General features: G+C 67.1%; 21 protein-coding genes. 5 read left to right on the forward strand and 16 right to left on the reverse strand.

The window, feature by feature from the left end:
* Nucleotides 1-127 precede the first annotated feature (127 nt).
* Nucleotides 128-1597, reverse strand: coding sequence for a PLP-dependent aminotransferase family protein (locus SB764_RS11715; RefSeq protein WP_074986249.1), 1470 nt, complete (start codon nt 1595-1597; stop codon nt 128-130).
* A 207-nt stretch (nt 1598-1804) separates the two neighbouring features.
* On the opposite strand from SB764_RS11715, the gene SB764_RS11720 reads away from it, so the two are divergent.
* The gene (locus SB764_RS11720; protein ID WP_065065215.1) at nt 1805-2176 is read left to right on the forward strand and encodes a DUF2917 domain-containing protein; all 372 of its coding nucleotides are present in this window, start codon (nt 1805-1807) and stop codon (nt 2174-2176) included.
* 37 nt (nt 2177-2213) lie between these two features.
* Here SB764_RS11720 and SB764_RS11725 read toward each other — a convergent pair whose 3' ends face one another.
* Nucleotides 2214-3482, reverse strand: coding sequence for a citrate synthase family protein (locus SB764_RS11725; RefSeq protein WP_065065214.1), 1269 nt, complete (start codon nt 3480-3482; stop codon nt 2214-2216).
* A gap of 130 nt (nt 3483-3612) precedes the next feature.
* Here SB764_RS11725 and SB764_RS11730 point away from each other — a divergent pair, with 130 nt between their 5' ends.
* Nucleotides 3613-5052 (forward strand): CoA transferase, encoded by a 1440-nt coding sequence (locus SB764_RS11730; RefSeq protein ID WP_410863613.1) that lies wholly within the window; start codon nt 3613-3615, stop codon nt 5050-5052.
* 51 nt (nt 5053-5103) lie between these two features.
* Here the strand turns inward: SB764_RS11730 and SB764_RS11735 are convergent, their stop codons facing one another.
* Nucleotides 5104-5850, reverse strand: coding sequence for a GntR family transcriptional regulator (locus tag SB764_RS11735; protein ID WP_410863615.1), 747 nt, complete (start codon nt 5848-5850; stop codon nt 5104-5106).
* A 175-nt stretch (nt 5851-6025) separates the two neighbouring features.
* Here SB764_RS11735 and SB764_RS11740 point away from each other — a divergent pair, with 175 nt between their 5' ends.
* Nucleotides 6026-6871: an aldo/keto reductase gene (locus tag SB764_RS11740; protein WP_065065211.1), complete on the forward strand. Its 846-nt coding sequence runs from the start codon at nt 6026-6028 to the stop codon at nt 6869-6871.
* A 229-nt stretch (nt 6872-7100) separates the two neighbouring features.
* Here SB764_RS11740 and SB764_RS11745 read toward each other — a convergent pair whose 3' ends face one another.
* The 11 genes from SB764_RS11745 to SB764_RS11795 form a co-directional block, all read right to left on the reverse strand.
* A complete protein-coding gene (locus SB764_RS11745) occupies nt 7101-8057 on the reverse strand; it encodes a hypothetical protein (RefSeq protein ID WP_065065210.1) in 957 nt (318 codons plus the stop codon).
* Nucleotides 8058-8671: 614 nt separating this feature from the next.
* On the reverse strand, nt 8672-11005 hold the full coding sequence (locus SB764_RS11750) for a dipeptide ABC transporter ATP-binding protein (RefSeq protein ID WP_410863618.1): 2334 nt from the start codon (nt 11003-11005) through the stop codon (nt 8672-8674).
* Nucleotides 11002-11892, reverse strand: a complete 891-nt coding sequence (locus tag SB764_RS11755; RefSeq protein WP_065065208.1) for an ABC transporter permease — start codon at nt 11890-11892, stop codon at nt 11002-11004. The genes SB764_RS11750 and SB764_RS11755 overlap by 4 nt, the downstream gene beginning before the upstream one ends.
* Nucleotides 11889-12935 (reverse strand): ABC transporter permease, encoded by a 1047-nt coding sequence (locus SB764_RS11760; protein ID WP_410863620.1) that lies wholly within the window; start codon nt 12933-12935, stop codon nt 11889-11891. The genes SB764_RS11755 and SB764_RS11760 overlap by 4 nt, the downstream gene beginning before the upstream one ends.
* 81 nt (nt 12936-13016) lie before the next feature.
* A complete protein-coding gene (locus SB764_RS11765) occupies nt 13017-14750 on the reverse strand; it encodes an ABC transporter substrate-binding protein (protein ID WP_410863622.1) in 1734 nt (577 codons plus the stop codon).
* A gap of 269 nt (nt 14751-15019) precedes the next feature.
* A complete protein-coding gene (locus tag SB764_RS11770; protein WP_410863623.1) occupies nt 15020-16054 on the reverse strand; it encodes a HoxN/HupN/NixA family nickel/cobalt transporter in 1035 nt (344 codons plus the stop codon).
* Nucleotides 16055-16084: 30 nt separating this feature from the next.
* A complete protein-coding gene (locus SB764_RS11775) occupies nt 16085-16645 on the reverse strand; it encodes a cupin domain-containing protein (RefSeq protein WP_410863625.1) in 561 nt (186 codons plus the stop codon).
* Between the two features lie 174 nt (nt 16646-16819).
* Nucleotides 16820-18928, reverse strand: coding sequence for an elongation factor G (fusA, locus tag SB764_RS11780; protein WP_065065203.1), 2109 nt, complete (start codon nt 18926-18928; stop codon nt 16820-16822).
* Between the two features lie 346 nt (nt 18929-19274).
* Complete coding sequence (locus tag SB764_RS11785) at nt 19275-19790, reverse strand: DUF192 domain-containing protein (RefSeq protein ID WP_065065202.1); 516 nt, start codon at nt 19788-19790, stop codon at nt 19275-19277.
* 194 nt (nt 19791-19984) lie between these two features.
* Nucleotides 19985-20185: a hypothetical protein gene (locus tag SB764_RS11790; protein ID WP_027817526.1), complete on the reverse strand. Its 201-nt coding sequence runs from the start codon at nt 20183-20185 to the stop codon at nt 19985-19987.
* A 383-nt stretch (nt 20186-20568) separates the two neighbouring features.
* On the reverse strand, nt 20569-21156 hold the full coding sequence (locus SB764_RS11795; RefSeq protein WP_065065201.1) for a pseudouridine synthase: 588 nt from the start codon (nt 21154-21156) through the stop codon (nt 20569-20571).
* A 341-nt stretch (nt 21157-21497) separates the two neighbouring features.
* On the opposite strand from SB764_RS11795, the gene icd reads away from it, so the two are divergent.
* Together icd and SB764_RS11805 are read left to right on the forward strand one after the other, a co-directional pair.
* Nucleotides 21498-22754 carry an NADP-dependent isocitrate dehydrogenase gene (gene icd, locus SB764_RS11800; RefSeq protein ID WP_065065245.1) on the forward strand — a complete coding sequence of 419 codons (1257 nt, stop codon included), beginning with the start codon at nt 21498-21500 and terminating at the stop codon, nt 22752-22754.
* Between the two features lie 193 nt (nt 22755-22947).
* The gene (locus tag SB764_RS11805) at nt 22948-23505 is read left to right on the forward strand and encodes a hypothetical protein (protein WP_321905081.1); all 558 of its coding nucleotides are present in this window, start codon (nt 22948-22950) and stop codon (nt 23503-23505) included.
* Nucleotides 23506-23709: 204 nt separating this feature from the next.
* Here the strand turns inward: SB764_RS11805 and SB764_RS11810 are convergent, their stop codons facing one another.
* Complete coding sequence (locus tag SB764_RS11810; RefSeq protein ID WP_321944513.1) at nt 23710-24168, reverse strand: DUF4279 domain-containing protein; 459 nt, start codon at nt 24166-24168, stop codon at nt 23710-23712.
* Nucleotides 24140-24964, reverse strand: a complete 825-nt coding sequence (locus tag SB764_RS11815) for a hypothetical protein (protein ID WP_321905079.1) — start codon at nt 24962-24964, stop codon at nt 24140-24142. The genes SB764_RS11810 and SB764_RS11815 overlap by 29 nt, the downstream gene beginning before the upstream one ends.
* Between the last annotated feature and the right edge of the window lie 681 nt (nt 24965-25645).

Here is a 25645-nt window from a genome sequence, read left to right on the forward strand (position 1 = left end):
GCGGTGTCTGGCAGCCGCCATTGTAGAGAAGGCGGCGCGACGGCGCGCGTAGGGGCGGCGCGATTGCCGCGATTGGCGCGACTGACGCGTTCGTCGCGTGCTGCGCGGTCGCCGCGAGGTTGCGTGCTTAGGCGTCGAGCCTGGCCGCCGCCGCGAAGAACGCCTGCGCGCGTGGATCGAGCGCGAACGCCGCGTTGATGCGCAGCCACGGACACGGCTCGCCGTGCGGGCGGAAATGGCTGCCCGCCGACACGCTCACGCCGAACGCTTCGGCGCAGGCCGCGAGCCGCGCCGAGTCGTCGATATGCGGCACGCGCGACCACAGGAACTTGCCGCCCGTCTGCGTGTGCGCGAGGCCGGTGGCCTGCACGGCTTGCACAGTCCGAGCGGCGCGCGCGGCGGACGGCGCGGTGAACAGCTCCCAGCCGTGTTCTTCGAGCGAGCGCGTGGCCGCGCCGAGCGTCTCGCCCAGCCGGCGGCGCAGGCGCTCCAGATACTTGCGGTACGCGCCGCGTTCGAGCAGCGTGGCCGCCACGGCCTGCGTGAAGCGCGAACCGCTGATGCTCGTGAGCGCCTTGATCGAGGCGAGATCGCGCACGACGGCCGGGTTCGCGACCACGTACCCCACGCGCAGCGAGGACGACAGCGTTTTCGACAGTCCGCCCACATAAATCACGCGCTCGAACTGGTCGAGCGCCGCGAGCCGGTCGGTGGGATCGGCCTGGAAATCGGCGTAGATATCGTCTTCGACGATGCTGAAGCCGTGCTCGCGCGCGAGTTGCAGCAGCCGGAACGCCACGGGCGGCGAGATCGTCGTGCCGGTCGGATTGTGGAACACGGTGTTGACGAAGAACGCGCGCGGCCGGTGCTGCGCGAGCATCGCGTGCAGATGGTCGAGATCGGGCCCGCTCGCCGTGCGCGTGATGCCGACGAGCCGTACGCCGTGCAGTTTCAGCAGTCCGTACAGGTTGTAGTAGCCGGGATCTTCGACGAACACGGTGTCGCCGGGCTTGAGCAGATAGCGCATCAGCAGGTCGATACCCTCGCTCGCGCCTTCGGTGATGAGGATCTGCTGCGTGTCGGCGGCGATGCCGAGCGGCGCGAGGCGGTTGCGCAGATGCTCGCGCAGCGTGGCGTCGCCGAGCGGCGAGCCGTAGTCGACGAGACTGGACGGATCGGTGCGCGAGACGTGGCGGATCGCCTGGCCGATGGCGTCGACGTCGCGCCATGCTTGCGGCACCGAGCCGCTGTCGAGCTGGAGCGCCTCGCCCGGCAGATTCAGTTGCGCGAGCAGATGGCCCGATTCCTCGGCGGCGTTCGAGAGATCGCAGGAACCGAGCCCCGCGAGCCCGAGCCGCGCGTGCTCGCTCACATAGAAGCCCGAACCATGCCGCGAGTCGAGATAACCGAGCGAGACGAGGCGGTCGTAGGCCTCGATCACCGGAAAGCGGCTGATGCGGTAGTCGGCGGCGAGCTGGCGGATCGACGGCAGGCGCGCGCCCGGATGCGCCGAACGCGAGCGGATCCACGTTTGCACGCCGGCGACGATCTGCTCGGTGAGCGGGACGTCGCTGGCGCGGTCGAGTTCGAGTTTCATGGGCGGCCTGCGCGCAAGTGTCCGGTTTTTTCACTGCACAGTTCCGCACGAACTGTTCGGAACTGTGCATGGGTCGGCGAGATGCCGAGGGCAATAATGCTCCAACCGGGCAGGGGCTTCAAGACGTTTCGCAGTGTGATGGAAACGGCATCAATCTGGCGAATTCGAGCCAGGCCCGACGACAAAACGCACCCAAGGAGCACGGTAATGCGCGAAATCCGGATTTTCGAACTGGAGCACGGCGAGCCCGCTGAAAGCTGGCGGCTCGCGCAGGCGATGCAACTGCAGGTGAGCGAGGGCGAACTCTGGCTCACGATGGGCGGCGACGCCGACGATTACTGGCTGCGCGCGGGCGAGTCGATCCGGCTCGCGGCGGGCACGCGCGTGTGGCTGAGCGCGGGGCGCGACGGCGCGCGTTTCGTGCTGGCGCTGGGCGGCGCATCGGCTGCGCGCTCGCCGCAATGGCGCGCCGAAGGCGTCGCGCGTGCGGACGAGGCGCGCGGGCTGGCGGCGTATGTGACGCAGGCGTTGCGCTCGCGTTCGGTTCGCTGGCCGTGGAGCCCGCGCGCCGCGCAATAAGCGGCGGGGCACATGACACGCACGCCAGCGTCCCGCCTCATGCGGGCACGTGTTCGCCCACATATCGCGCGCGTGGCCGGATCAGGCGGCCATCGGCGTTCTGTTCGAGCGCGTGCGCGATCCAACCGGTCACGCGACCGGCCGCGAACAGCGTGAACGCCGCGCCGCGCGGCAGCGCCAACACGCGTTCGATGGCCGCGAGCGCGTAATCGAGCGTGGGCCGCGCGCCCGTGGTTTCCATCACCGCCTGCGCGAGCAGGTCGACTTCCGCCATCGGCGAACGCGCCGGGGCGCGCTGCGCGAGCCAGTCGAGCAGCAGTCGCGCGCGCGGATCGCCATCCGGATAGAGCGGATGCCCGAAGCCGGACAGCGCGGGCGTGACGCCGCGCTCGTCGGGCGCGAGGCGCTGCGCCAGATAGCGATGCAGATCGTCCGCGTGCGCGGCTTCTTCGAACAGCGCCGCGACGCGCACCGTCTCGCCGCCGTGGCGCGGCCCCGCGAGCGCCGCGAGCCCGCCCGTCGCCGCGCCGAACAGATGCGTGCCGGTCGAGGTGATGCAGCGCACCGTGAAGGTCGAGGCGTTCAATTCGTGATCGGCGCAGAGCACCAGCGCCGCGCGCAGCAGATCGGCCTGGGTGCGCGAGCGCACGCCCCACGCGTGCGCGATCTGCCGATGCAGCGGCTCGCCCGACGGCGCCGCCGAAATCAGCGCCGCCGCGAGCAGGCGCATGAGGACGGCGGCATTGTCGAGCTGCGCGTCGCGGCCTTGCGCCCAGATGCGCGGCATCTGCGCGGCGGCGGCGGGCAGCAGCACCAGCGCGCGTTCGAGCGGCGAGTGGCCGCTCCAGAGCTTGAGCCACGCCGACCATTGCGCCGCCGCGATGGGCGCGGCGGGCGCGTCCAGCACGCGGCGCGGCGTGCATTCCCACAGCAGCGCGGCGACTTCTTCGAGCGAGGCGTGGCGCGCCAGTTCGACGGCGTCCTGGCCGCGATAGAAGAGCCGGCCGCCCGCGATCAGCGTGATCGACGATTCGAGCACCGGCACGCCCCAGTCCAGCACTTTCTGCGCGACTTTGCCCGCGCGCTTGCCGTCGGCCTTGCGGCGCGCGAGGCGGCGCACTTCGGCGGCATCGTAGCGGCGTGCGTTGGCGGCGGCTGCGTTGGCGCTGTCGGCTTGAGGGGCGTGCGCGGTTGCGTCTGTCGCGGGCGCGGAACTGAGCAGCCCGCGGCTCACATAGGCGTAAAGCGTGGCGCGGCTGATGCCGAGTTCGGCGGCGGCTTCGGCCGCGGTCATATAGCTGGACATGGTGGCGGGCGTCGGGAAACCGGAAAAATCGATCTATATTGATCATGATAATCAAGATTGATCGACATGCCAGCGCGCTTTTACCCTTGGAGCGTTCCCGTCAACGATTTCCCGCACAAGGACTCCCGCCATGACGCCCCGCGACGCGCTCGATCATCTCTGGATGCTGGCTCACCCCGACGACGGCGCGGCCGCCGCGGCGCTCGATCTCGTCGATATCGACGGCGACGATCCGGGCTTGCCGTCGGTGTTTCGCGTCGGCACGCTGGCTTCGGCCGCGATCGGTGCGGCGGGGCTGGCGGCGGCGCGTCTGCATGCGCTGCGCGGCGGGCCTGATCAGCGCGTGTCGATCGACGTGCGGCGCGCGCTCGCGGCGTTTCGCAGCGAGCGCTATCTGAGCGTCGATGGCGGCGCGCCGTTCGAATTGCGCCATCCGGTGACCGGCTACTTCGAAACGCGCGATGGCCGCTGGATTCAGCTGCACGCGAATTTCGCGCATCACCTGCACGGCATCCTGCGCGTGCTCGGCTGCGGGGAGTCGCGCGACGAGGTGGCGCGCGCGATCCGCAATGACTGGGACGGCGCGGCGCTCGACGCGGCGCTGGCGGAAGCCGGGCTGTGCGCCGCGCTCGTGCGCACGCCGCGCGAATGGGCCGCGCACGAACAGGCGCGCGCGGTGGCGGGCTTGCCGCTGTTCGAGATCGAGCGGATCGGCGACGCGGACCTCGATGCTCGCGACGCGTTGCGCACCGTGGGCGGGCGTCCGCTCGACGGCCTGCGCGTGCTCGATCTCACGCGCATCATCGCGGGGCCGGTCGCGGGGCGCACGCTCGCGCATCATGGCGCCGACGTCTTGCTGATCAACGGTCCGCATCTGCCTAACATCGCGCCGCTCGTGATCGACAACGGACGCGGCAAGCGTTCGGCCACGCTCGATCTGCGCGACGAAGCGGGGCGCGCGCAACTGCATGCGCTGGTGCGCGAGGCCGATGTATTCGTGCAGGGTTATCGTCCCGGCGCGCTCGCGGCGCACGGTTTCTCGCCCGAGGCGCTGGCGCGTGAGCGGCCCGGGATCGTCTGCGTGTCGATCTGCGCGTATTCGCATCGCGGTCCGTGGCGCGAGCGGCGCGGCTTCGACAGCCTCGTGCAGTCGGCGAGCGGCATCGTCTGGAGCGAGAGCGTGGCGTCGTCGTCCTCATCGTCGCAACACGCGCCGTTCACGAGTCCGCGTCCGTTGCCGTGTCAGGCGCTCGATCACGCCACCGGTTATCTCGCCGCGTTTGCCGCGATGACCGCGCTCGCGCGCCGCGCGAAAGAGGGCGGCAGCTGGCACGTGCGCGTCTCGCTCGCGCAGACGGGCCGCTGGCTGCAAACGATGGGCACGCTCGACGACGGCCAGCGCGCGCCCGAGGTGAGCGTGGCCGACGTGGCGGACTGCATGGAAGAAATGGCTACGCCGTTCGGCCGCGTGCGCGCCGTGGCGCCCGCCGAACGGCTCGAACGCACGCCTGCGTTCTATGCGCGGCCCTGCGTGCCGATCGGCACCGATGCGCCGCGCTGGACCTCGTGAATCGGCTCAACGTCAGGCATCGGCGAGCCCAGGAAACAGGCAAGACGCCGCTTACTTGCGCAACTCCGCGACGAAGTCGTAATAGTCGTTGCGGCAGTAGGTATCGGTGAGTTCGATGGCGCGCTGATCGGCGGTGTAGCCCACGCGCGTGATCAGCAGCAGCGCTTCGTTGGGCGTGATGCTCATCTGCTGCGCGATTTCGTCGCTCGCGTTCACGGCGCGGAAATGCTGGAGCGCGCGCACGATCGCCAGTCCGCGCTGTTCGAGAAAGCTGTAGAGCGAGTCGCCGATCGCGTTCGGATCGGGAATCAGTGCGGCGGGAAACGTGGAGTTTTCGACGGCCATGACGATGCCGTCCGCGAGACGCAGACGCTTCAGACGCGTGACGGCGGCGGCGGGCGACAGGCCGAGCTGGATCACCTCGTCGCGGCTCGCGGGCTGGATCTCGCGCGAGAGCCAGCGCGAACTGGGCGTGAAACCGCGCTGGCGCAGCATTTCGCTGAAGCTCGTGAGGCGCGAGAGCGGATCTTCGTAGCGCGGCGTGATGAAGCTGCCCGCGCCTTGCGTGCGGCGGATCAACCCTTGCTCGACCAGCAGCGCGATGGCTTTGCGCGCGGTGATGCGCGAGACGCCGAGCGCGTCGGCGAGCACGCGCTCGGACGGCAGCGCCTCGCCGGCGTTCCAGCGATTCTCGTGGATCGCGTCGCTGAGCTTGCGCGCGAGCTGCAGATACAGCGGCGTGTCGTTGTCCGGGTCCGGGCGCAGGCCGCGCCAGCGGTCTTCCGTGGGAGCGTTCATGGGAGGCAGGCATGAAAGGCGAACGGCAATTTTATGACATAGGCGGCGCCGCGCGGTAATGCCGGAGTTACGCGCGTGCGCATGCCCGTCGCGACACGCGGCGATACACTGGGCGCTTTGCCGGACGTCGCGCTGAACCTGGCGTTGGACGCAAGGCATCGCGAGGGGAAAACACATGAGCACCGATATCGCCAGCATCGCGCTGCCCGGCGGCGAGCGCATCGCGAAGCTGGGCCAGGGCACGTGGGAAATGGGCGAGCGCGCGTCGCGTCGCGCCGACGAGATCGCCGCGCTGCGCGAGGGCGTCGCGCTCGGCATGACGCTGATCGACACCGCCGAAATGTACGGCGACGGCGCAACCGAGGAACTGGTCGGCGAAGCGCTGCGCGGGCTGCGCGACGAGGTGTTTCTCGTCAGCAAGGTGTATCCGCACAATGCGAGCCGGCGCGGCGTGGAGCGCGCCTGCGAGGCGAGTCTCGCGCGCCTCGGCACCGATCGCATCGACCTGTATCTGCTGCACTGGCGCGGCGGCGTGCCGCTCGAGGAAACCGTCGAGGGCTTCGAGGCGCTCGTGCGCGCGGGCAAGATCCGGCACTGGGGCGTGAGTAATTTCGACGTCGACGATATGGAGGAACTGGTCGCGCTGCCCGGCGGCGCGGCGTGCGCGGCCAATCAGATTCTCTACAACGTCGCGCGGCGCGGGCCGGAGTTCGATCTGCTGCCGTGGAGTCTCGCGCGCGGCATGCCGGTGATGGCGTACAGCCCGGTCGATCACGCGCGGCTGCCGAAGCGCTCGCCGCTCGACGATATCGCGGCGGGGCATGGCGTATCCGTGTGGCAGGTTGCGCTGGCTTGGGTGCTGCGTGCGAGCGGCGTGTGTGCGATTCCGAAGGCGGCGCGCATCGAGCATGTGCGGGAGAACCGCGCGGCGCTCGACCTGAAGCTAGGCGAGACCGATCTCGCGGCGCTCGATGCCTACTTCAAGCCGCCGCGCGGCAAGCGCGCGCTGGAGATGTTGTAACGGGAGGAGAGGGGTGGCGCTGTGCCCTGCTGATGTGTCCAGGGGCACAGCTCACGAGAAACGCGGCCGGGTCGCCAGAATACACGCGCTGTGCACGGCTTCCGGCCACCGGCGGCGGCTCCCGGCCGGGGGACCGGGAGACCGCCGCCGTTGCTGCCTGGAATGGCGCGACCGGCCGTCGCGCCAATTCGGGGTGGCTGTGGCAGCGCGTCTGCACCGCCGTGCGAGTTCAATGACTTCCGCCGCCATGGCCGCCACCGTGGCCGCCGCCGTACCCGCCGCCCGGGCCGCCCGACGATCCACCCTTGCCGAATCCGCCTCCGAATCCTCCGCCGAAGCCGCCTTTGCCGAACCCGCCGCCAAAGCCGCCGCCGAAGCCACCTGACGGTCCACCTGACGGTCCACCCGACGGTCCGCCTGAATGGCCGCCCGAAGGCCCGCCGTGGCCGCTGCCGCAACCGCAGCCGCTGGAGCCGCCGCCGTTATTGCCGCCGCCGTTGTTACCGCCGCCGTTGTTGCCGCCACCGTTGTTGCCGCCACCGTTGTTACCGCCGCCGTTATTGCCGCCACCGTTGTTACCGCCACCGTTGTTGCCGCCACCGCCTTTGCCGCCGCCCGAGTTGCTCGACCCGCTGGTCGCGCCGCCGACGCCCGAGCTGCCGCCGCGTCCGGTGCCCGCGCTGCCCGAACTCGTCCCGCCCGCCCCACCCGCACTCGCGGATGCCGACGAACTGTTGCCGCCGCCGCGTCCGCCCTGGCCGCAGTTGCCGTTCATGCTGTTGGTGCCGTAGCAGTTCTTCGGCGTGAAAACCGTTGCGGCGTCGGCGGCGGCGATCGCATCGGCGCTCTGGCTCACGCCCGGCGAGGGCGCGGCGCTGCCGGCGTTGCCCGCGCTGCTGCTGGTATCTGCGCTACCGGTGCCTGCGCTGCCGCCGCTCGTGACGGCCGCGCCGTTGCCGAAGGGCGCCATGCCGTCGGCGGGCATGCCCGAGTCGGTCACCGCGCCGCCGCTTGCCGGCAGCGCCGCATCGGCGACGAGGACCCACGTCGGCGCGGTCACGTTGTTATCCTGCGCGTGTGCGCCGACTGCCGGCAGAAGCGCGCTCACGCCCACTACGCCGATGGCGAGCACCGCGAGGCCGCGGCCGAACCCATAGCAGTACTGATGAAAAAATCTGTTTTTCATGATTTCCTCCCGGGAAGCGATAGCGCGTTCGCGCTTCGCTCCTCGTGCCTTTGTGTCTGACGCCGCGCCGCTGTGCATGCTGTCTCGACGACCGCTGCGCGCGCCGACCCCCGCCATTCCCACGCCGCCTCGCGCCGGCGGCGTGCATCGCGCTCGTGGCCGATGCAGTGTCGCCGGTGCGTGCGGTACACGCGACGTCCGGGGCGCATGAATCGTCGATTTACACAGGACTGCTTGCCGATTGTCGGAGCCCGCGAGCGGGACGGCGGATAACAGGCGTGTCATGCGTGCGGCGATTCGTTTGCCCATTCGCTCGCCCGATACGGCGCGCCGCGATCTGCGGCGTGTCGCAAGAGCAGAAGCGACCGGATGCCTGGTCTCGATATAGCGAGTTCTGTGCCATCGTCCGCAGAAGGCCGCGCCGTCTGGGCCTGACGTTTTCCCTGTGGCGCATACGGGGACGAAATCGCTGAAAACGTTTCGGCGATGAAACGCGGCGGCGCGGTTCGCGCGGTTTGCGTATCAAACGCGAAAGGGCAGGGAAGCGGCAGTCCGCGTCATGGATCGGACCGTGGGCGACGCAACGATCTCGTGCGGCGGGCGGGCTGCGGCGATCAGGCCTGGCCTGGCTCCGGCGCGCCGACGCGTTGCAGATCGCGAAGCTGATCGGCGGGAATGTGGCAGCGGATGCGATGGCCTTCGCCGATATCGTCGAAGGGCGGGGCCGCCTCGTCGCAGATCGCGCCGATCTTGCGCGGGCAACGCGCGCTGAACAGGCAGCCGTGGCCACCGCTCTGCGTGACGGTCGATTCGCGCGCAACCGTATCCGCGTTGTCCTCGTCTACGTGGCGGGCGCCCTGCGTGCCGCCGGCCGCGTCGAGCAGCGTTTCCGTGTACGGATGGCGCGGGCCGTCGAACACGGCCGAGGCCGGGCCGCTTTCGAGCACGCGTCCCGCGTAGAGCACCATCACGCGGTCGGCGAGATAGCGCACCACGCCGAGATCGTGCGAGATGAACAGATAGCTCACGCCGCGTTCGCGTTGCAGCCGTGCGAGCAGGTTGAGGATCGCGGCCTGCACGGAGACGTCGAGCGCGGAGGTGGGTTCGTCGCAGATCACCACGCGCGGCTCGCCCGCGAAGGCCTGCGCGATCGCCACGCGCTGTTTGAGGCCGCCCGACAGCTGGCGCGCGCGGGCGGCGAGATAGCGCAGCGGCACGCGCACGGCTTCGAGCAGCGTGTCGATACGCGCGTCGGCGGCGTCCTGCGTGGTCGCATGCGACTCATGCGACTCATGCGACTCATGCGACCCGGCGCGCGCGAGCGCCCGGCCGACCAGCGTGCGCACCGGCAGCGCGCGGTTCAGCGAGGCGTCGGGATGCTGGAACACGACGCGCAGCGCGCGCCGCTGACTTGCATCGCGTCGCGCGACGTCGGACGCGAGCGGCGCGCCGTCGAGTTCGATCTTGCCGCCGGGATCGGGCGCGTGCAGTCCGAGCAGCAGCTTCGCGAGCGTGGACTTGCCGCTGCCCGACTCGCCGACGAGCCCGAGCGTTTCGCCTGCGCGCAGTTCGAGCGAGACGTCGTGAAGCACGCGCAGCGCGCCTGCGCCACGGCCGAACGTGCGCGAGATGCCGCTTGCGCGCAGCACGACTTCGGCCTCGCGCGCCGGTTTTTCAGGGCTTTCTTCCGATGGATCGTTTGTCTGAGCAATGATCGGCGCGATCTCAGGCGGTTGCGCCGGCATCGTTGCGGAGGCTTCTTCAACGATCGCCGCTTCCTCCGCGCTTGCCGCATTCGCCGGGTCGCCTTCGGGCAGTTCGTTCGCGCGCTCGTGATAGTGGCAGCGCGACATCTGCTCGCCGTGCGCGGCCTGCACGCGATGCGGCGGCGGCGCCTGATCGTGGCAGCGCGCATCGGCGAGGCGGCAGCGCGGCGCGTACACGCAGCCGCGCGCGACCGTGCCCGGCGCGGGCAGCTCGCCCGCGATCGTGTCGAGCGCGCCGTGCCGCTTGGTGCGCCCCGGCGCGGGCAGGCAGCGTAGCAGCCCGACCGTGTACGGATGGCGCGCGTGCTCGAACACGTCGCGCGTCGCGCCTTCTTCGACGAGACGCCCGGCGTAAAGCACGCCCACGCGCTCGCACATGCGCCCGATCACGCCCAGATCGTGGCTGATCAGCAGCACGGCCATGCCGAGTTCCGCGCGCAGTTGCGCGACCAGCGCGAGCACCTCGGCTTCGACGGTGGCGTCGAGGCCCGTGGTGGGTTCGTCGAGAATCAGCAGCGACGGATTCGAGGCGAGCGCCATCGCGATCACCACGCGCTGCTGCATGCCGCCCGAGAGCTGATGCGGCCAGCTCGCCATCACGCGCGCCGGGTCGGCGATGCGCACGCGTTCGAGCATGGCGCGCGAGCGCGCGAGCGCCTCAGCGCGGTCGATGTCATCGTCGGCGGCCTCGAAGGCTTCGCTCAACTGGCGCGCGATGGTCAGCGACGGATTGAGCGCGCTCGCCGGATCCTGATAGACCATCGACACCTTGTGCGCGCGCAACGCGCGCAGACCTTCGCGGTCGAGCGTGAGCACGTCCTCGCCGGCGATAGCGATGCGTCCTGCCTTCACGCGGCCGTTGTGCGCGAGATAGCGCAGTGCCGCGAGCGCGACCGTCGACTTGCCGCAGCCCGATTCGCCGACGAGGCCATAGGCTTCGCCGCGCTTGATGCGCAGCGAGACGTCGGTGAGCACGTCGCGGTCCTTGCCGCGCACGCGGTACGCGACGGTGAGACCGACGAGCGCGAGCGCGTCGTCCGCGCGCGGCGCGGTGAACGTGGCGAGTGCGGGGCCGCGTGCGGCGCCGGTTGCGCGCGCGGGAGCGGGTGCGGGTGGCGCATTTGACTGCGCATTTAGCGGCGTATGTAGCGGCGCATTGGGAGGATAAACCGGCCGGTTCACGATTCGAGCACCTCGCGCAGGCTGTCCGCGATCAGGTTCACGGCGACCACCAGCGAGCCGATCGCGGCGGCGTCGAACGCCACGGTCCACCACGCGCCGCCTGCGAGCAGCGCGTAGGATTCGGCGAGCGCGAGCCCCCAGTCGGCCGACGGCGGCTGGATGCCGAAGCCGAGAAACGACAGCGTCGCCACCGCGAAGATCGCATAGCCGAGCCGCACGGTCGCTTCCACGACGATCGGCGGCCAGACGTTCGGCAGGATCTCCGCGAACATCACGAAGGGCGCGCGGTCGCCGCGCAAACGGGCGGCCGCCACGTAGTCGAGATGGCGCTCGGCGAGCACGGCGGCGCGCACGGTGCGCGCGATCAGCGGCGCGAAGGTCACGCCGATCACCAGCACGACCGCGAGATTGGACGCACCCACGGCCGCGAGCACGAGCAGCGCGACGATCACGAGCGGCAGCGCGAGCACGGCGTCGAGCGCGCGCGAGACGAGCGTGCCGATCCAGCCTTCGAAGTAGCCGGTGACGAGCCCGAGCGCCGCGCCCGCGAGCGTGCCGGTGAGCGTGGCGAGCGGCGCGATGGTGAGGATGTCGCGCGCGCCCACGATCACGCGCGAGCAGATATCGCGGCCCAGTTGATCGGTGCCGCACCAGTGCGCGTGATCGGGCGGCATCAGCGAGCTGAGCGGGTCGGACGCGTAGGCGTCGTAGGGCGCGAACCACTGGCCCGCGAGCGCGCAGACGATCCACGCAAGCAGGATCAGCGCGCCGATCACGAACGCGGGCGAGCGCAGCAGCAGACGTACGACGGCGGCGGCGCGCGAAGACGCCGGCGGTGTTTGCTCGCGCGCGTTCGCGTCGAGGGTGTCGGAGGCCGGGCGATTCATGCGCCTCCCTTCGCGCGCAGACGCGGATCGAGCAGCACGTGCAAACCGTCGGCGAGCAGATTCGCGAGCGTATAGACGAGGCCGACCGCGAGCACGCCCGCTTCGAGCAGCGGAAAGTCCTTCGCTTTCGCGGCGTTGTAGATCAGCGAGCCGATGCCCGGATAGCGGAACAGCGACTCCACCACCACGAGTCCGCCGATCAGATAGCCGAGCTGCGTGGCCGCCACCGTCACGCTCGGCAGCAGCGCGTTGCGCAGCACGTGGCGCACGATCACGGTGTGACGCGGCAAGCCCTTGAGGATCGCGGTGCGCGTGTAGTCGGCGTCGAGCGCGTCGAGCATGCCCGCGCGCGCGATCCGCGCGAGGTAGCCGAAGAACACGAGCACGAGCGGCAGCACCGGCAGCACGAGATGGCGCAGCGTCTGCAGCACGCCCGCGTCGGGCGGCGCGACGGCTTCGATCGGCAGCCAGCGCAGCCACACGCCGAAGATCAGGATCAGCACGATCGACGACACGAATTCGGGCACCGCGCTCGCGCACAGCCCGAGCGTGCTGATCAGGCGGTCGAGCCAGCGTCCGCCGTTGAGCGCGGCCCACACGCCGCCGCCGATGCCGAGCGGCACCACCACGAAGAACGCGAGCAGGCCGAGTTTCGCCGATTGCAGCAGCGCGTCGCCGACGAAGGGCGCGACCGCTTGCCTGTAGGTCCACGAGGTGCCGAAGTCGCCGCGCAGCGCATGGCCGATCCATGCGCCGTATTGCTGGAGCAGCGGGCGGTCGGCGCCGAGTTCGTGATTGAGCGCGGCGACGGCGCGCGCGTCGGCGAGCGGGCCGAGCACGGCGCGGCCGATGTCGCCGGGCAGCAACTGGCCGCCCGCGAACACCAGCACGGACAGCAGCCAGAGCGTGAACAGCGCCCACGCCGCGCGCGTCGCGAGAAAGCGCAGCGCGTTCGTCGAGCGCGCCGCGTGCGCAAGCGCGGTGTTCGCTGCGTTCGCGGCGTCCGGATCGATGCGGGGCGGTCTCGTCAGCGGTGTGGCCATCGGACTCCTGATCTTGAGGCTGGCGCGACTTGAAGCGACACGAAGAACAACACGAAGCGATTCGAAGCAACGCGAGCGGCTTCAGCCCGCCAGCACCGCGCGGTCGAAGTAGAGCTGCGCGAGCGCCGTGAAGTGGACGCCCGACAGCGCGGTGCGCTGCGCGATCAGCTGATCGTAGAAGTACGGAATGATCACCGGCGTTTCGTCGAGCAGGAGCGCCTGGATCTGCGCGGCGACCTGCTTTTGCGCGGCCACGTCGAGCGTCGCCGCGAACTGCGCGACCAGCTTGTCGTACTGCGCGTTGCGAAAGTGCGCCGCATTCCACGTGCCGCCGCTCGTCAGCGGCGCGTTGAGGAACACGTTCGGCACGCCGCGATGGCCGTAGTCGGTGATGCCCATCGGCGCGTCGAGCCAGTCCGATTTGCCGTAGGTGCCCGCGCCGTAATACTGCGACTGGCTTTCCACCTTGAGCGCGATGCGCACGCCGATCGCCTTCGCCGCGTTCTGCACGACCACGGCGAGGTCGGGAATCTCCATGTACTTCTCGGTCGTGAGCGTGATGTCGAACCCGTTGCCCACGCCCGCCTGCGCGAGCAACTGGCGTGCCTTCGCGAGATCGGGCTTGCGCTGCGGCACGCTCGTGCCCGTCGACGGGAAGACCGGCGCGAACGGGCTGTCGTTGCCCACCACGGCGCGGCCCTTGAAGAGCCCGCGCACCATCACGTCGCGATCGAGCGAGAGGGCGAGCGCCTGGCGCACGCGTTTGTCCCTGAACGCGGGCACGTCGTTGCGCATGTGGATCTGGCGATGCGCGCTCGAACGCACGCCGATCACCTTGAAGTCGGGGTTGTTCAGGATGCCGATGCCGCCCTGCACGGTGAAGGTGCCCATCACGTCGGCCTGACGGCCTTGCAGCGCGAGGATCTGCGCCTGTTCGTCGGCGTAGAAGGCGAAGGCCACACGCGCGGGCAGCGCCTTGTCGCCCCAGTAGTCGGGGTTGCGCACGAAGCTCGCGCCGCGTCGCGTTTCGTATTTTTCGAGCTTGAACGGCCCGGTGCCGATAAAGCTCTTTTCGTAATTGCCCGCGTAATTCGCGGGCAGCAGCACGGCGTTGTAGTTATCCGATGAGACGTAGTACGGGAAATTGCCGTTCGGCGCGTCGAGGTGGAACGCGACGGTGTGCTCGTCGACGAGCTTCGTGCCGCCCTTCGAGAGTACGCCCTTGAGCACCGACAGCGCCGCCGAGCCGCTTGCGGGATCGGCGAGCCGGTCGAAGGTGGCCACGACGTCCTTCGCGCCGAATGGCTGGCCGTCGTGGAATTTCACGTTCGGGCGCAGCTTGAAGGTCCAGACGTCGGCTTTCTCGTTCGCTTGCCACGAGAGCGCGAGGGCGGGTTGCAGGCGGCCTTCGGCGTCGTCGTTGGCAAGGAATTCGCCGGTCTGGTTCAGCAGGCAGAGCGCGCCCGCATCGGTCACGGTGAGCGGATCGACGGCGCCCGCGGGCATCAGATGCGCGACGCGGATGGTCTGGTTGCCGGGCGTGGCGGGCTTCGCGGCTTGTGCACCTTGTGCGCTTTGTGCATGGGCGTCGCGCGGCGCGAGCAGACCGCCCGCCGTGACGGCGAGCCCCGAGAGACCGAGCAGGCTCAGATGGCGCAGCAATTCGCGGCGCGTGAGGCGGCCGGCCTGGAATTCGTCGAGGGCGTGATTGCCGGGCGCATCGGCGTGAGGGCGCAGCGAGTCGAAAGCGGACGCGAGGGATGAAGCGGATGACGCTGATGAAGCGAACAGGCGGGACGGCGGACGACGTTTCATCGGTGCGGATTTCCGTGCGATTCCGTGAATGGGCGCGTTAGCGGAAGCGGCCAACGCGACGGCGGCATGCGGTACGGCAGACGACGAAGCAGATTCGGTCCAGTTTACGCGTTTTCGGGCCTTTGATGGCGATGCGGACGATGCCAGGGTTCAGCGGGGTTGCGCGAGATCGCGGCGTCGTGCAGGGCGTTGGCGCGCGTTGGGGGGATATCGAAGCGATTGCAGCGTTCGCCGCAATCTTTGCGATCGCAGCGCTCAGCGCTCAGCGCTCAGCGCTCAGCGGCCGGCCGTCGCCAGCGATGAAACAGCACCGAGCCGATCCAGCAGACGATGAACAGCGCGACGATCGCGTAGCCGAGTTCGCCGAAGCGATCGTTCAGACCCGCGACCAGGTTCCAGAGGCCGCCGCTCGCGCCGAACTTGTCGGCGATCAGGCCGAGCGCTTCCACGCCGCCGATCACGATCGCCACCAGCGCGGAGACGAAGGTGATGCTCGCGTTGTAGTAGAGCTTGCGTTTCGGATCGTCCATGGCCCAGCCGTAGGCGTGGACCATCAGCACGTTGTCGGTGGAATCGACGAGCGTCATGCCCGCCGTGAAAAGCGCGGGGAACACGAGGATCGAGTACATCGGCAGGCCCTTGCCGGCTTCGGCGGCGGCGATGGCGAGCAGGCCGATTTCGGTGGCCGTGTCGAAGCCGAGCCCGAACAGCACGCCGACCGGATACATGTGCCAGCTTTTCGTGACGAGCGCAAAAAGCGGGCGCAGCGCGCGCGAGAACAGACCGGCGGGCGCGGGCGCCTGCGCGGCAAGCGCGGCGGCGTCCTCGCCCTGCTGCGCGCGCCGATAACGGTGCCACACGTCGCGCAGGATCACGAGATTCACGCCCGCGAGCACCAGCAGAAATCCCGACGACACCAGCGTGCCGATGGTCGAGCCGATCTCGTGAAAGCGCTCGAAGCGGCCATGCAGCGTGAGCGCCGTGAGCGCGATGCCGACCGTCGCCGCGATCACGATGGTCGAGTGTCCGAGCGAGAACGCGAGGCCCACGCCGATGGGCCGCTGGCCGCGCTGCATGAGCTTGCGCGTGACGGCGTCGATGGCGGCGATGTGGTCGGCGTCCACCGCGTGGCGCAGGCCGAAACCGTAGGCGAGAAGCGCGGTGCCGAGCAGCAGCGGATAGTGGCGGAACGCGATCAGCGCCCAGGCCCAGGCGGCGAGATTCGCGCCGATCAGCGCGGCGTAGAGAACGATCAGGCGCGGGCGCAGTGGTTTCGCGTGGACGGACGAGGCGGCGGATGTCATGCGTGAATGATCTGGGCTGAGCGGTGGTGTTTAATGATCATGAGGATTCCGATGGATCGGATCGACCCAATAAACGGCTTCCGGTTGTTCGACCGCGTCGATGTCGAGATTCACGACCACGGCTTCATTGTCGCTGCGCACGAGCACGCATTCGAGCGGATCGTCGGTGCTCGCGTTGATTTCCTGATGCGGCACGTAGGGCGGCACGAAGATGAAGTCGCCGGGACCGGCTTCGGCGGTGAACTCCAGATGCTCGCCCCAGCGCATGCGCGCGTGGCCGCGCACCACGTAGATCACGCTTTCGAGCGCGCCATGATGATGCGCGCCGGTCTTCGCGTTCGGATGGATCGTCACCGTGCCCGCCCAGATTTTCTGTGCGCCCACGCGCGCCGCGTTGATGGCGGCCGCGCGGTTCATGCCGGGCGTCTGCGCGGTGTTGGCGTCGAGCTGATCGCCGCGGATCACCTTCACGCCGTGTTCGCGCCAGTCGACGGGAGCGTCGTGATGATCGTGGTCGTGCGGGTCGTCGTGCGAATGATCGTGCGGATGGTCGTGCGGATGGTCGTGCGGATGGTCGTGATCGTGGCTCATCGTCGTGTCTCCTCGTTCGTGCGTGGCTCTCGCCGTCCCATTGTGGCATGGACAAAAATGCGCCGGGCACGCATCCGGCGCAAGCGTTGTTCACTTGGCGCACGCGCATGAAAAAAGCCCGTCCTTTGCGGGACGGGCTTGCGTTTCAGGCCGCCTGGCGTGGCCGGCCGGCGCTTACGACTTCTTGGCGTTGATCACTGCTTCGGCCACGTTCTGCGGCGTTTCCGAGTAGTGCTTGAACTCCATCGTGTAGGTGGCGCGGCCCTGCGTGAGCGAGCGCAGCGAAGTCGAGTAGCCGAACATCTCGGAGAGCGGCACTTCGGCGCGCACGATCTTGCCGCCGCCGCCCGCGATGTCCTCCATGCCCTGCACGATGCCGCGCCGGCTCGACAGATCGCCCATCACGTTGCCCATGAAATCCTCGGGCGTTTCCACTTCCACCGCCATCATCGGTTCGAGCAGGATCGGCTTGGCCTTGCGCATCGCTTCCTTGAAGGCCATCGAACCGGCCATGCGGAAGGCGTTTTCGTTCGAGTCCACGTCGTGGTACGAGCCGAACGTGAGCGTGACCTTCGTGTCGACGACCGGATAGCCCGCGAGCACGCCTGCCTTGAGCGTTTCCTGAATGCCCTTGTCGACGGCCGGAATGAATTCGCGCGGAATCACGCCGCCCTTGATCGCATCGACGAATTCGTAGCCCTTGCCCGGCGCCTGCGGTTCGAGCGTGATGACCGCGTGGCCGTACTGGCCGCGCCCGCCCGACTGCTTGACGAACTTGCCTTCGACATCTTCGACCTTGTTTTTCACGGTCTCGCGATACGCGACCTGCGGCTTGCCGACGGTCGCTTCCACGCCGAACTCGCGGCGCATGCGGTCGACGAGAATTTCGAGGTGCAGCTCGCCCATGCCCGAGATGATGGTCTGGCCGGATTCCTCGTCGGTCTGCACGCGGAACGACGGATCTTCCTGCGCGAGCCGGTTGAGCGCGATGCCCATCTTTTCCTGGTCGGCCTTGGTCTTCGGCTCGACGGCCTGCGAGATCACCGGCTCCGGGAAAATCATGCGTTCGAGCACGATCGGATTCGCGGGATCGCACAGCGTGTCGCCGGTCGTCGCTTCCTTCAGGCCGACGGCGGCGGCGATGTCGCCCGCGCGCACTTCCTTGATTTCCTTGCGCTCGTTCGCGTGCATCTGCAGGATGCGGCCGAGACGCTCGCGCTTTTCCTTGATCGCGTTGAGCACCGTGTCGCCCGATTCCACCACGCCCGAGTAGACGCGGAAGAAGATCAGCTGGCCGACGAACGGATCGGTCATGATCTTGAAGGCGAGCGCGGAGAACGGCTCTTCATCGCTCGGATGACGCTCGATTTCCTTGTCGTGCAGGTCGTGGCCGAGAATCGCGGGCACGTCGACGGGCGAGGGCAGATAGTCGATCACGGCGTCGAGCATCGCCTGCACGCCCTTGTTCTTGAACGCGCTGCCGCACAGCATCGGCACGATCTCGTTGGCGATCGTGCGCTTGCGCAGCGCGCCCTTGATTTCCTCTTCGGTCAGGCTCTCGTGATCGTCGAGGTATTTTTCGAGCAGCGCTTCGTCGGCTTCGGCGGCGGCCTCGACCATCTTTTCGCGCCATTCCTGCGCGGTTTCTAGGAGATTCGCGGGGATCTCGGCGTATTCGAATTTCACGCCCTGGCTCTCGTCGTCCCAGACGATCGCCTTCATCTTCACGAGATCGACCACGCCCTGGAAGTGATCTTCCGCGCCGACCGGAATCTGGATCGGCACCGCCACGCCCTTCAGGCGCTCGCCGATCTGCCGCTGCACGCGGAAAAAGTCCGCGCCGACACGGTCCATCTTGTTGACGAACGCAATGCGCGGCACCTTGTACTTGTTCGCCTGGCGCCACACGGTTTCGGACTGCGGCTGCACGCCGCCGACCGAGTCGTACACCATGCACGCGCCGTCGAGCACGCGCATCGAGCGCTCGACTTCGATCGTGAAGTCCACGTGTCCCGGCGTGTCGATGATGTTGATGCGGTGCTCGGGATAATTGCCGGCCATGCCTTTCCAGAATGCAGTGGTCGCGGCCGAGGTGATCGTGATGCCGCGCTCCTGTTCCTGCTCCATCCAGTCCATGGTCGCCGCGCCGTCGTGCACTTCACCGAGCTTGTGATTCACCCCGGTGTAGAAAAGGATGCGTTCGGTCGTGGTGGTTTTGCCGGCATCGATGTGAGCGCTAATGCCGATATTGCGATAGCGCTCGATGGGAGTCTTGCGAGGCACGGTGATCTCCTAGGAATGACGCGCCATGGAAAGTGCCGGACGGCGCGCGGCGCGGGCAGCGCGCTATCCGGCGATTCGCGGGCAGGGCGGGCGGTCCGGCGAGCCGGACGCCGGCAGCCGTGCCGCGCGGTGGATTAATAGGATAGCGCTTGCTCGCCGCTTTTGCAGAAACAGCGCCGGAGCACGGCGGCGCGGGCGCGCGGGCGGGGCGGGGTGCGTGAGGCGCCGGCGCCGGGATGGCTCCGGGAGAATGCGCGCGCTGGCGAAAAAAGCGGGCGCAAAAAAACCGGCCGCGCGCGAGGCGGGGCCGGTTTGCGGACCGGTGACGGCGCTTGCGCGCCGCGCATCACGGCTGCGGCAGACCCTGGATCTTCATGCCGGGCTTGATGCCTTTCGACGAGAAGAAGCCTTTGCTCATTTCGAGCGCATACACGCCGTTGTTGCGCGGGCAGTGGTTGTTGGTGGTTTCCGCGTCCATCTCGTCGATGTCGGTGATCGTGCCGTCGGCGCGCATGAAGGCGATCGACAGCGGGATCAGCGTGTTCTTCATCCAGAAGCAGTGCACGGCGTTCTCGCCGAACACGAACAGCATGCCTTCGTTGGGCGCGAGCGTCGTGCGATACATGAGACCTTGCTCGCGATCAGCATCGTTTGCGGCCACGGCGGCGTCAATGACGAACATGCCCGCCGTGAGCTTCACGCGCGGAAATTCGCCGGGCTGTTTCGCGCCGGCCGGCATCTGCTGGGCATGCGCGACGGTGCTGGTCGCGGCCGTGGACAACGTGAAGGCCGCGGCGGCGGCGAGCGGCAATGCAGCGGCGAGCGCGCAACGCGCGATCAGCGGGCGCAGGGAAAATCGCACGAGTCAGCTCCTTGCTTGAGAATAGTTCGCGCATGTTACGCGAGTACGTCAGCGTGGGTCAAAAACCCGCCTCGCGACGTGCGGCGTAAAGCGAGCGCGCAAAGAAAAAGGCAGAGCGCCTTGCGACACTCTGCCCTTCAAACGCGGTGAAGATCGGCACGTTGGGCCGTTCTCCGATGCGTCTTACAGCTAGCTTACTCCGAAGCTGCCGAAGCGGCTTCTGCCTTAGCTGCTGCCTTCTTGTGCGACTTCTTGTGCGACTTCTTGTGCGAAGCCTTGTGTGCCGACGAAGCAGCAGCTGCCGGAGCAGCCGAAGCAGCTTCCGGAGCCGAAGCTTGTGCGAATGCAGCCGATGCGAAGAGGCCAGCGACCAGAGCAGCGATCAGTTTGTTCATTTTGTGAATCCTCAGCTTGAGTTAATTAACCAAGTGACCCGGTAATGGGATCAGGTCGGTAAACGTGCCATCCACCTTTCGGTTGACAGTCTCGATCGGCAAATTCAGAACAAATTCGCGATTCGCGTCTGCCAGCGGTCAGGACCATGCATTGCTGCACGAGCCTGGAAGGCTGAATGCCGGATAGCTTCGGCGGCATCTGCGTGGTTTAACGCATGGTCTTGCGAGGCGGTTGACGCGAAGTTTTCATTTCCTTCGCGTTTTCTCGCTGCCGTGCTGTAAATGAAAGAAGCGGCGTGGCGGTCGCGCGGGCGCAGAACAGGAGCAAAACGGAAAAGTGCTTGCGCAACAGCTACTTGTGCGCGTTTTGGCCTTGTTTCAGGTCACTTCCGCTGCGGCGTCGAACGACGCCATGGCGCGTCGGTGGCCACATCCACACTCTCGCCAGGCGCGATGCCGAGCGAAAAAATATCGAGCGAGCCGATCGCCACGCGCACGAGCCGCAGCGTTGGAAAGCCCACTTTCGCCGTCATGCGCCTTACCTGGCGATTCTTGCCTTCGCTGATCGCGAGTTCGATCCAGGTCGTGGGAATCGCCGCGCGATAGCGGATGGGCGGTGTGCGCGCCCACAACAGATCGGCGTCGCTGTCGGCGATTTTTTTCGCGCGACACGGCTGTGTCACGAAGTCGCCGAGATCGACGCCGCGTTCGAGCGCGGCCAGCGCGTCGTCGCCGGGCGCGCCTTCCACTTGCGCCCAATAGCGTTTCACGAGCTTGCGCCGCGGTTCCGCGATGCGCGCCTGCAATGCGCCGTCGTCGGTGAGCAGCAGCAGACCTTCGCTGTCGGCGTCGAGACGGCCCGCGGGATAGACGTTCGGCGTCTTGACCCAGTCGGACAGCGACTCGCGTGTTTCGTGCGGCGAGAACTGGCAGATCGTGCCGAACGGTTTATTGAGGGCGATCAAACGCATGTCGATGGAAGCCGAAAAAAATGAAGCAAAGAAGCGCCGAGATCTTAAAGCAAAACGCTGTGCCGCTCTGTGCTCAGTCTTATATAAGACATAAGACAAGGATGCATCGCGCCAACGAACGCCGCTGCGCCGCAACATCGCCGGCGCCGGAAAAGGCCGGTGTAGCGCGCGGCACGGGCGTTCGGAGCGTGGGCTAGAATAACGGCCAGACCCCTGCGCCGCGAGCGTGAGCCGTCATCATGCCGCATCGATTGCGCGAAGCCGCCGGTCATGATTTCACCGATTCTGCGCTTTCGATCCTGTTCGCGGTCGCCAGACCGATCCCCCTACTGGAGTTGATCATGCCGTATCAGCACATCAAGGTCCCGGCGGAAGGTGAGAAGATCACCGTCAATCCGGATTTCTCGCTCAACGTCTCCAACCAGCCGATCATTCCGTACATCGAGGGCGACGGCACGGGCGTCGATATCACGCCGGTCATGCTGAAGGTAGTCGACGCGGCGGTGGAGAAGGCGTACGGCGGCCAGCGCAAGATTCAATGGATGGAAATCTACGCGGGCGAGAAGGCCACGCGCGTGTACGGCCCCGACGTGTGGCTGCCCGAGGAAACGCTCGACGTGGTGAAGGACTACGTCGTGTCGATCAAGGGCCCGCTGACGACGCCGGTGGGCGGCGGCATCCGCTCGCTGAACGTGGCGCTGCGCCAGCAGCTCGACCTCTATGTGTGTCTGCGTCCGGTGCAGTATTTCAAGGGCGTGCCGTCGCCGGTGCGCGCGCCGGAGAAGGTCAACATGGTGATCTTCCGCGAGAACTCGGAAGACATCTACGCGGGCATCGAATGGCCCGCCGAATCCGAAGGCGCGAAGAAGCTGATCCGGTTCCTGCGCGACGAGATGGGCGTCTCGAAGATCCGTTTCCCGGACAGCTCGGGCCTTGGCGTGAAGCCGGTGTCGCGCGAGGGCACGGAGCGCCTCGTGCGCAAGGCCATCCAGTACGCGATCGACAACGATCGCCGCTCGGTGACGCTCGTGCACAAGGGCAACATCATGAAGTTCACCGAGGGCGCGTTCCGCGACTACGGTTACGCGCTCGCGCAGAAGGAATTCGCGGCGGAACTGATCGACGGCGGCCCGTGGATGAAGATCAAGAATCCGAAGACGGGCGGCGACATCGTCATCAAGGACGTGATCGCCGACGCCTTCCTGCAACAGATCCTGCTGCGTCCCGCCGAATACGACGTGATCGCCACGCTGAACCTCAACGGCGACTACATTTCGGACGCGCTCGCGGCGCAGGTCGGCGGTATCGGCATCGCGCCGGGCGCGAATCTGTCCGATTCGGTGGCGATGTTCGAAGCCACGCACGGCACGGCGCCGAAATACGCGGGCAAGGACTATGTGAATCCGGGCTCGGAAATTCTCTCGGCGGAAATGATGCTGCGTCACCTCGGCTGGTTCGAGGCGGCGGATCTGATCCTCGCGTCGATGGAAAAGTCGATCCAGCAAAAGCGCGTGACGTACGACTTCGCGCGGCTGATGGAAGGCGCGACGCAGGTGTCGTGCTCGGGCTTCGGGCAGGTGATGATCGACAATATGTAGGCAAATTTCAGGGCATATCGTCGCGGATCAACAACCCCGATAGACGAAAAGTCTATCGGGGTTGTTTGTTTCAGGCTGCTTCACCTGGAGTCAGGTCATCCTTCACCGATCGCCTGACTGTCCGCCACAAATTGAGAAAGCCGCTGGTACGGAACGTGATCGCGCAGATGATTTCGTATTCAGCGGAGGCGTCATGCGTGGTGGAACGAGGTATGGCTCGAGTCGGCCGGCCACGAAGGCAAAGACGAGCGGGCTGCATTCGCTCGACGCGCGACGGTTGCATCGCGAGGCCCTGCTACGGCCAGGGCTCTCGTATGGCTGGCAGTGGACAAATGACCGCGGCGAACACACCTCGAGCATTGGCATTCGCACGCATGAACACGGCCTGACCGTCACTTACGCAATCAACGGCGAGTCGGTGCAACGGCGCATCGCCCTGCGCACGACACGCTGCAACTACGGCGGCGTGCGCGTCTGGTTCGAATGTCCGTACTGTCGGCACCGCGTGGCGGTGCTGTACCTCTCGCGACGGGTTGCCTGCCGTCGATGCTTCCATCTGGCCTATCCGAGCCAGTCCGATGATGCAGTCGGTCGCACGTGGCGTCGGCAGTGCAAGATCGAGGCGCGGCTCGAATCGGGCAGGCGCATGACGTACGGCACGCGCGAGCGGCTGGAGGCCGAGCTGGCGCACGTGGTGGAAGCCCGTGAGGTGGCATTCATTGCGGCCGCGCGGCGGTTTCTTGGCTGGTGAGGGCTGCGGAGCGTCGTTGCCACTACGCCCGCGCGCGCGAGCAACGCCGGTCGATGCGGCGGGTCCTTCCAGCGACCAAGGCCACACGGGCGCAATTGAGCCGCGATGTGGGCGTAGCTACGCACTTAGAAAGGTCTACGCACTTTGCAGGGGTACGCGTGACGCAGCCAAAGGCGAGACCGTGACCGCAACGATACACACGCCTTACCGGTACTCGTCAATCTCCACCGTGCCGCCCATCGCTTCCAGCAACGCTCGAATGTCGTCGGGAACGTCGGGTACGCGGTCGCCGCGCTCGTTCATCCAGTAGCACCATAGCGCGACCTTGGCGCCCTGTGCGGCTGCCACCTCGCGCAAGTCGGCGCGCGGTAGGCCAAGGCGGCCGACGAGGTATTTCAGGTGCGGGCCAAGGCTGTCGCTGCGCACCGCCGGCTTGCTCTCGACGGCCCAGAGACCGAGCTTGCCCGGTCGCGGACTCTGCTTACCCGAAGGAAGCTCGAATGGCTGTCCCTTCGTTATTTCGCGATCAGGCCGCACGCCAAAGTAGGCGGACCAGAACTGCGGCAAGACGGAGTCCCCGGAAATAATGAACGCCGCATGTGCGAGCGCGTGAGCGATGGGGGTGGATTTCTCGTCAGGGCGCATAGTTGTGAATGTTGTCATCCAGGATTCGGAGTTTGAATTCGACGCTTCCATCATCGTGAAAGATCACGTTATCGGCGGGCCCAAGCCCGTTCGCTGGCTTGAACACGTGAAGCATTTCGCTGAACGTATTTTGGTCGTATCCAAGCATCTTCGCGGCGTAGCGAGGATTGTTCGTGCTCGCGGCAAGCTCTTCTGTAACGTCGCTTAGTCCGGCCGCCTGGTATTCGAACGGTTGCGCATCGCCCAGCGGAGTTTTCAGGCCGCTCGGCACGCGCGGCGGCTTGCCCATCATCTGCTGGACGGTCGCGTAGGGATTGTTGTCCTGTGTCCGCTGTGCGCCGTGTGAGGACCGCTTCTCGCGATCCTCCTGAACGGCCTTGACGCACGCGTGCAGATCCTCGCGCTCGGGCACAAAGATGAGCGCGCCCTCCCTGACTGCTCTTCGCACAGCATCCCAAAGCAACCGGGAATTCTGGAGCGGTTGCCCTCCCGTCGATCCACTACCGCACATGCCAACCTTACCGAGTACGGCGCGCAGCTCGCTTTCACCGGCCGTCGACCGGGCGTGCATCATGCCGCCTCCCGAAAGGAAGGCGCGACGAGCAAGTTGCATGGCCGTCGTGATGTCCTCGATTTCGTCGCGGGTGATTTCGGTGAAATGGCGGTTCGTCCCGAAACTGTAGTGGTGCGCCGGTTCGAACATGCGCGGACTGACCAGGCTCAGGCTGAGCGGCTGCCGAAGGCTGGGCCAGAAAAAATAAGCGTGTCGTTCGTTCTCGTCGTAAATGTCGAAATACGAGCCGATAGAGAGCATAGATGGATTTCCTCACCGAGCGCCGCATTGGGCGTGGGCCGTATACCTAGCACGTGCTCGCGCGCCGCACCTTGCGGTAAACCGGGACCAGGCGACTCGATGCCGAAGGCATGAAGCGGTGAGGATGCGCGGGATGGGCGACCGCCGTGCCGCTAGCAACAGCGACTCCGCTTCTCGCTGCTGACGGAATGTTCAGGGTTGTTCAGGTCTGAGGCGCGCTACGGATACCAACGCATCTCAACGCGAGTGAGGGAAAAACTGAGGGAAATTGCACATCATTGAAATTCGAAGGGCCGCCAGCAAAGGCGTAGCGCCAGAATTCAACAGAATGATCGAAGGCAAATTTCAGGGCATATCGTCGCGGATCAACAACCCCGATAGACGAAAAGTCTATCGGGGTTGTTTGTTTCAGGCTGCTTCACCTGGAGTCAGGTCATCCTTCACCGATCGCCTGACTGTCCGCCACAAATTGAGAAAGCCGCTGGTACGGAACGTGATCGCGCAGATGATTTCGTGTTCAGCGGAGGCGTCATGCGTGGTGGAGCGAGGTATGGCTCGGGTCGGCCGGCCACGAAGGCAAAGACGAGCGGGCTGCATTCGCTCGACGCGCGACGGTTGCATCGCGAGGCCCTGCTACGGCCAGGGCTCTCGTATGGCTGGCAGTGGACAAATGACCGCGGC

It is taken from the genome of Paraburkholderia sp. SIMBA_027, assembly GCF_046535315.1.
Lineage (GTDB): Bacteria > Pseudomonadota > Gammaproteobacteria > Burkholderiales > Burkholderiaceae > Paraburkholderia > Paraburkholderia tropica.

What these genes read in the sequence shown, in the direction of transcription:
- SB764_RS11715 (WP_074986249.1), bottom strand. Translation starts at nt 1,597, where the DNA reads ATGAAACTCGAACTCGACCGCGCCAGCGACGTCCCGCTCACCGAGCAG.
- SB764_RS11720 (WP_065065215.1), top strand. Translation starts at nt 1,805, where the DNA reads ATGCGCGAAATCCGGATTTTCGAACTGGAGCACGGCGAGCCCGCTGAA.
- SB764_RS11725 (WP_065065214.1), bottom strand. Translation starts at nt 3,482, where the DNA reads ATGTCCAGCTATATGACCGCGGCCGAAGCCGCCGCCGAACTCGGCATC.
- SB764_RS11730 (WP_410863613.1), top strand. Translation starts at nt 3,613, where the DNA reads ATGACGCCCCGCGACGCGCTCGATCATCTCTGGATGCTGGCTCACCCC.
- SB764_RS11735 (WP_410863615.1), bottom strand. Translation starts at nt 5,850, where the DNA reads ATGAACGCTCCCACGGAAGACCGCTGGCGCGGCCTGCGCCCGGACCCG.
- SB764_RS11740 (WP_065065211.1), top strand. Translation starts at nt 6,026, where the DNA reads ATGAGCACCGATATCGCCAGCATCGCGCTGCCCGGCGGCGAGCGCATC.
- SB764_RS11745 (WP_065065210.1), bottom strand. Translation starts at nt 8,057, where the DNA reads ATGAAAAACAGATTTTTTCATCAGTACTGCTATGGGTTCGGCCGCGGC.
- SB764_RS11755 (WP_065065208.1), bottom strand. Translation starts at nt 11,892, where the DNA reads ATGAATCGCCCGGCCTCCGACACCCTCGACGCGAACGCGCGCGAGCAA.
- SB764_RS11760 (WP_410863620.1), bottom strand. Translation starts at nt 12,935, where the DNA reads ATGGCCACACCGCTGACGAGACCGCCCCGCATCGATCCGGACGCCGCG.
- SB764_RS11765 (WP_410863622.1), bottom strand. Translation starts at nt 14,750, where the DNA reads ATGAAACGTCGTCCGCCGTCCCGCCTGTTCGCTTCATCAGCGTCATCC.
- SB764_RS11770 (WP_410863623.1), bottom strand. Translation starts at nt 16,054, where the DNA reads ATGACATCCGCCGCCTCGTCCGTCCACGCGAAACCACTGCGCCCGCGC.
- SB764_RS11775 (WP_410863625.1), bottom strand. Translation starts at nt 16,645, where the DNA reads ATGAGCCACGATCACGACCATCCGCACGACCATCCGCACGACCATCCG.
- SB764_RS11790 (WP_027817526.1), bottom strand. Translation starts at nt 20,185, where the DNA reads ATGAACAAACTGATCGCTGCTCTGGTCGCTGGCCTCTTCGCATCGGCT.
- SB764_RS11795 (WP_065065201.1), bottom strand. Translation starts at nt 21,156, where the DNA reads ATGCGTTTGATCGCCCTCAATAAACCGTTCGGCACGATCTGCCAGTTC.
- icd (WP_065065245.1), top strand. Translation starts at nt 21,498, where the DNA reads ATGCCGTATCAGCACATCAAGGTCCCGGCGGAAGGTGAGAAGATCACC.
- SB764_RS11805 (WP_321905081.1), top strand. Translation starts at nt 22,948, where the DNA reads ATGCGTGGTGGAACGAGGTATGGCTCGAGTCGGCCGGCCACGAAGGCA.
- SB764_RS11810 (WP_321944513.1), bottom strand. Translation starts at nt 24,168, where the DNA reads ATGACAACATTCACAACTATGCGCCCTGACGAGAAATCCACCCCCATC.
- SB764_RS11815 (WP_321905079.1), bottom strand. Translation starts at nt 24,964, where the DNA reads ATGCTCTCTATCGGCTCGTATTTCGACATTTACGACGAGAACGAACGA.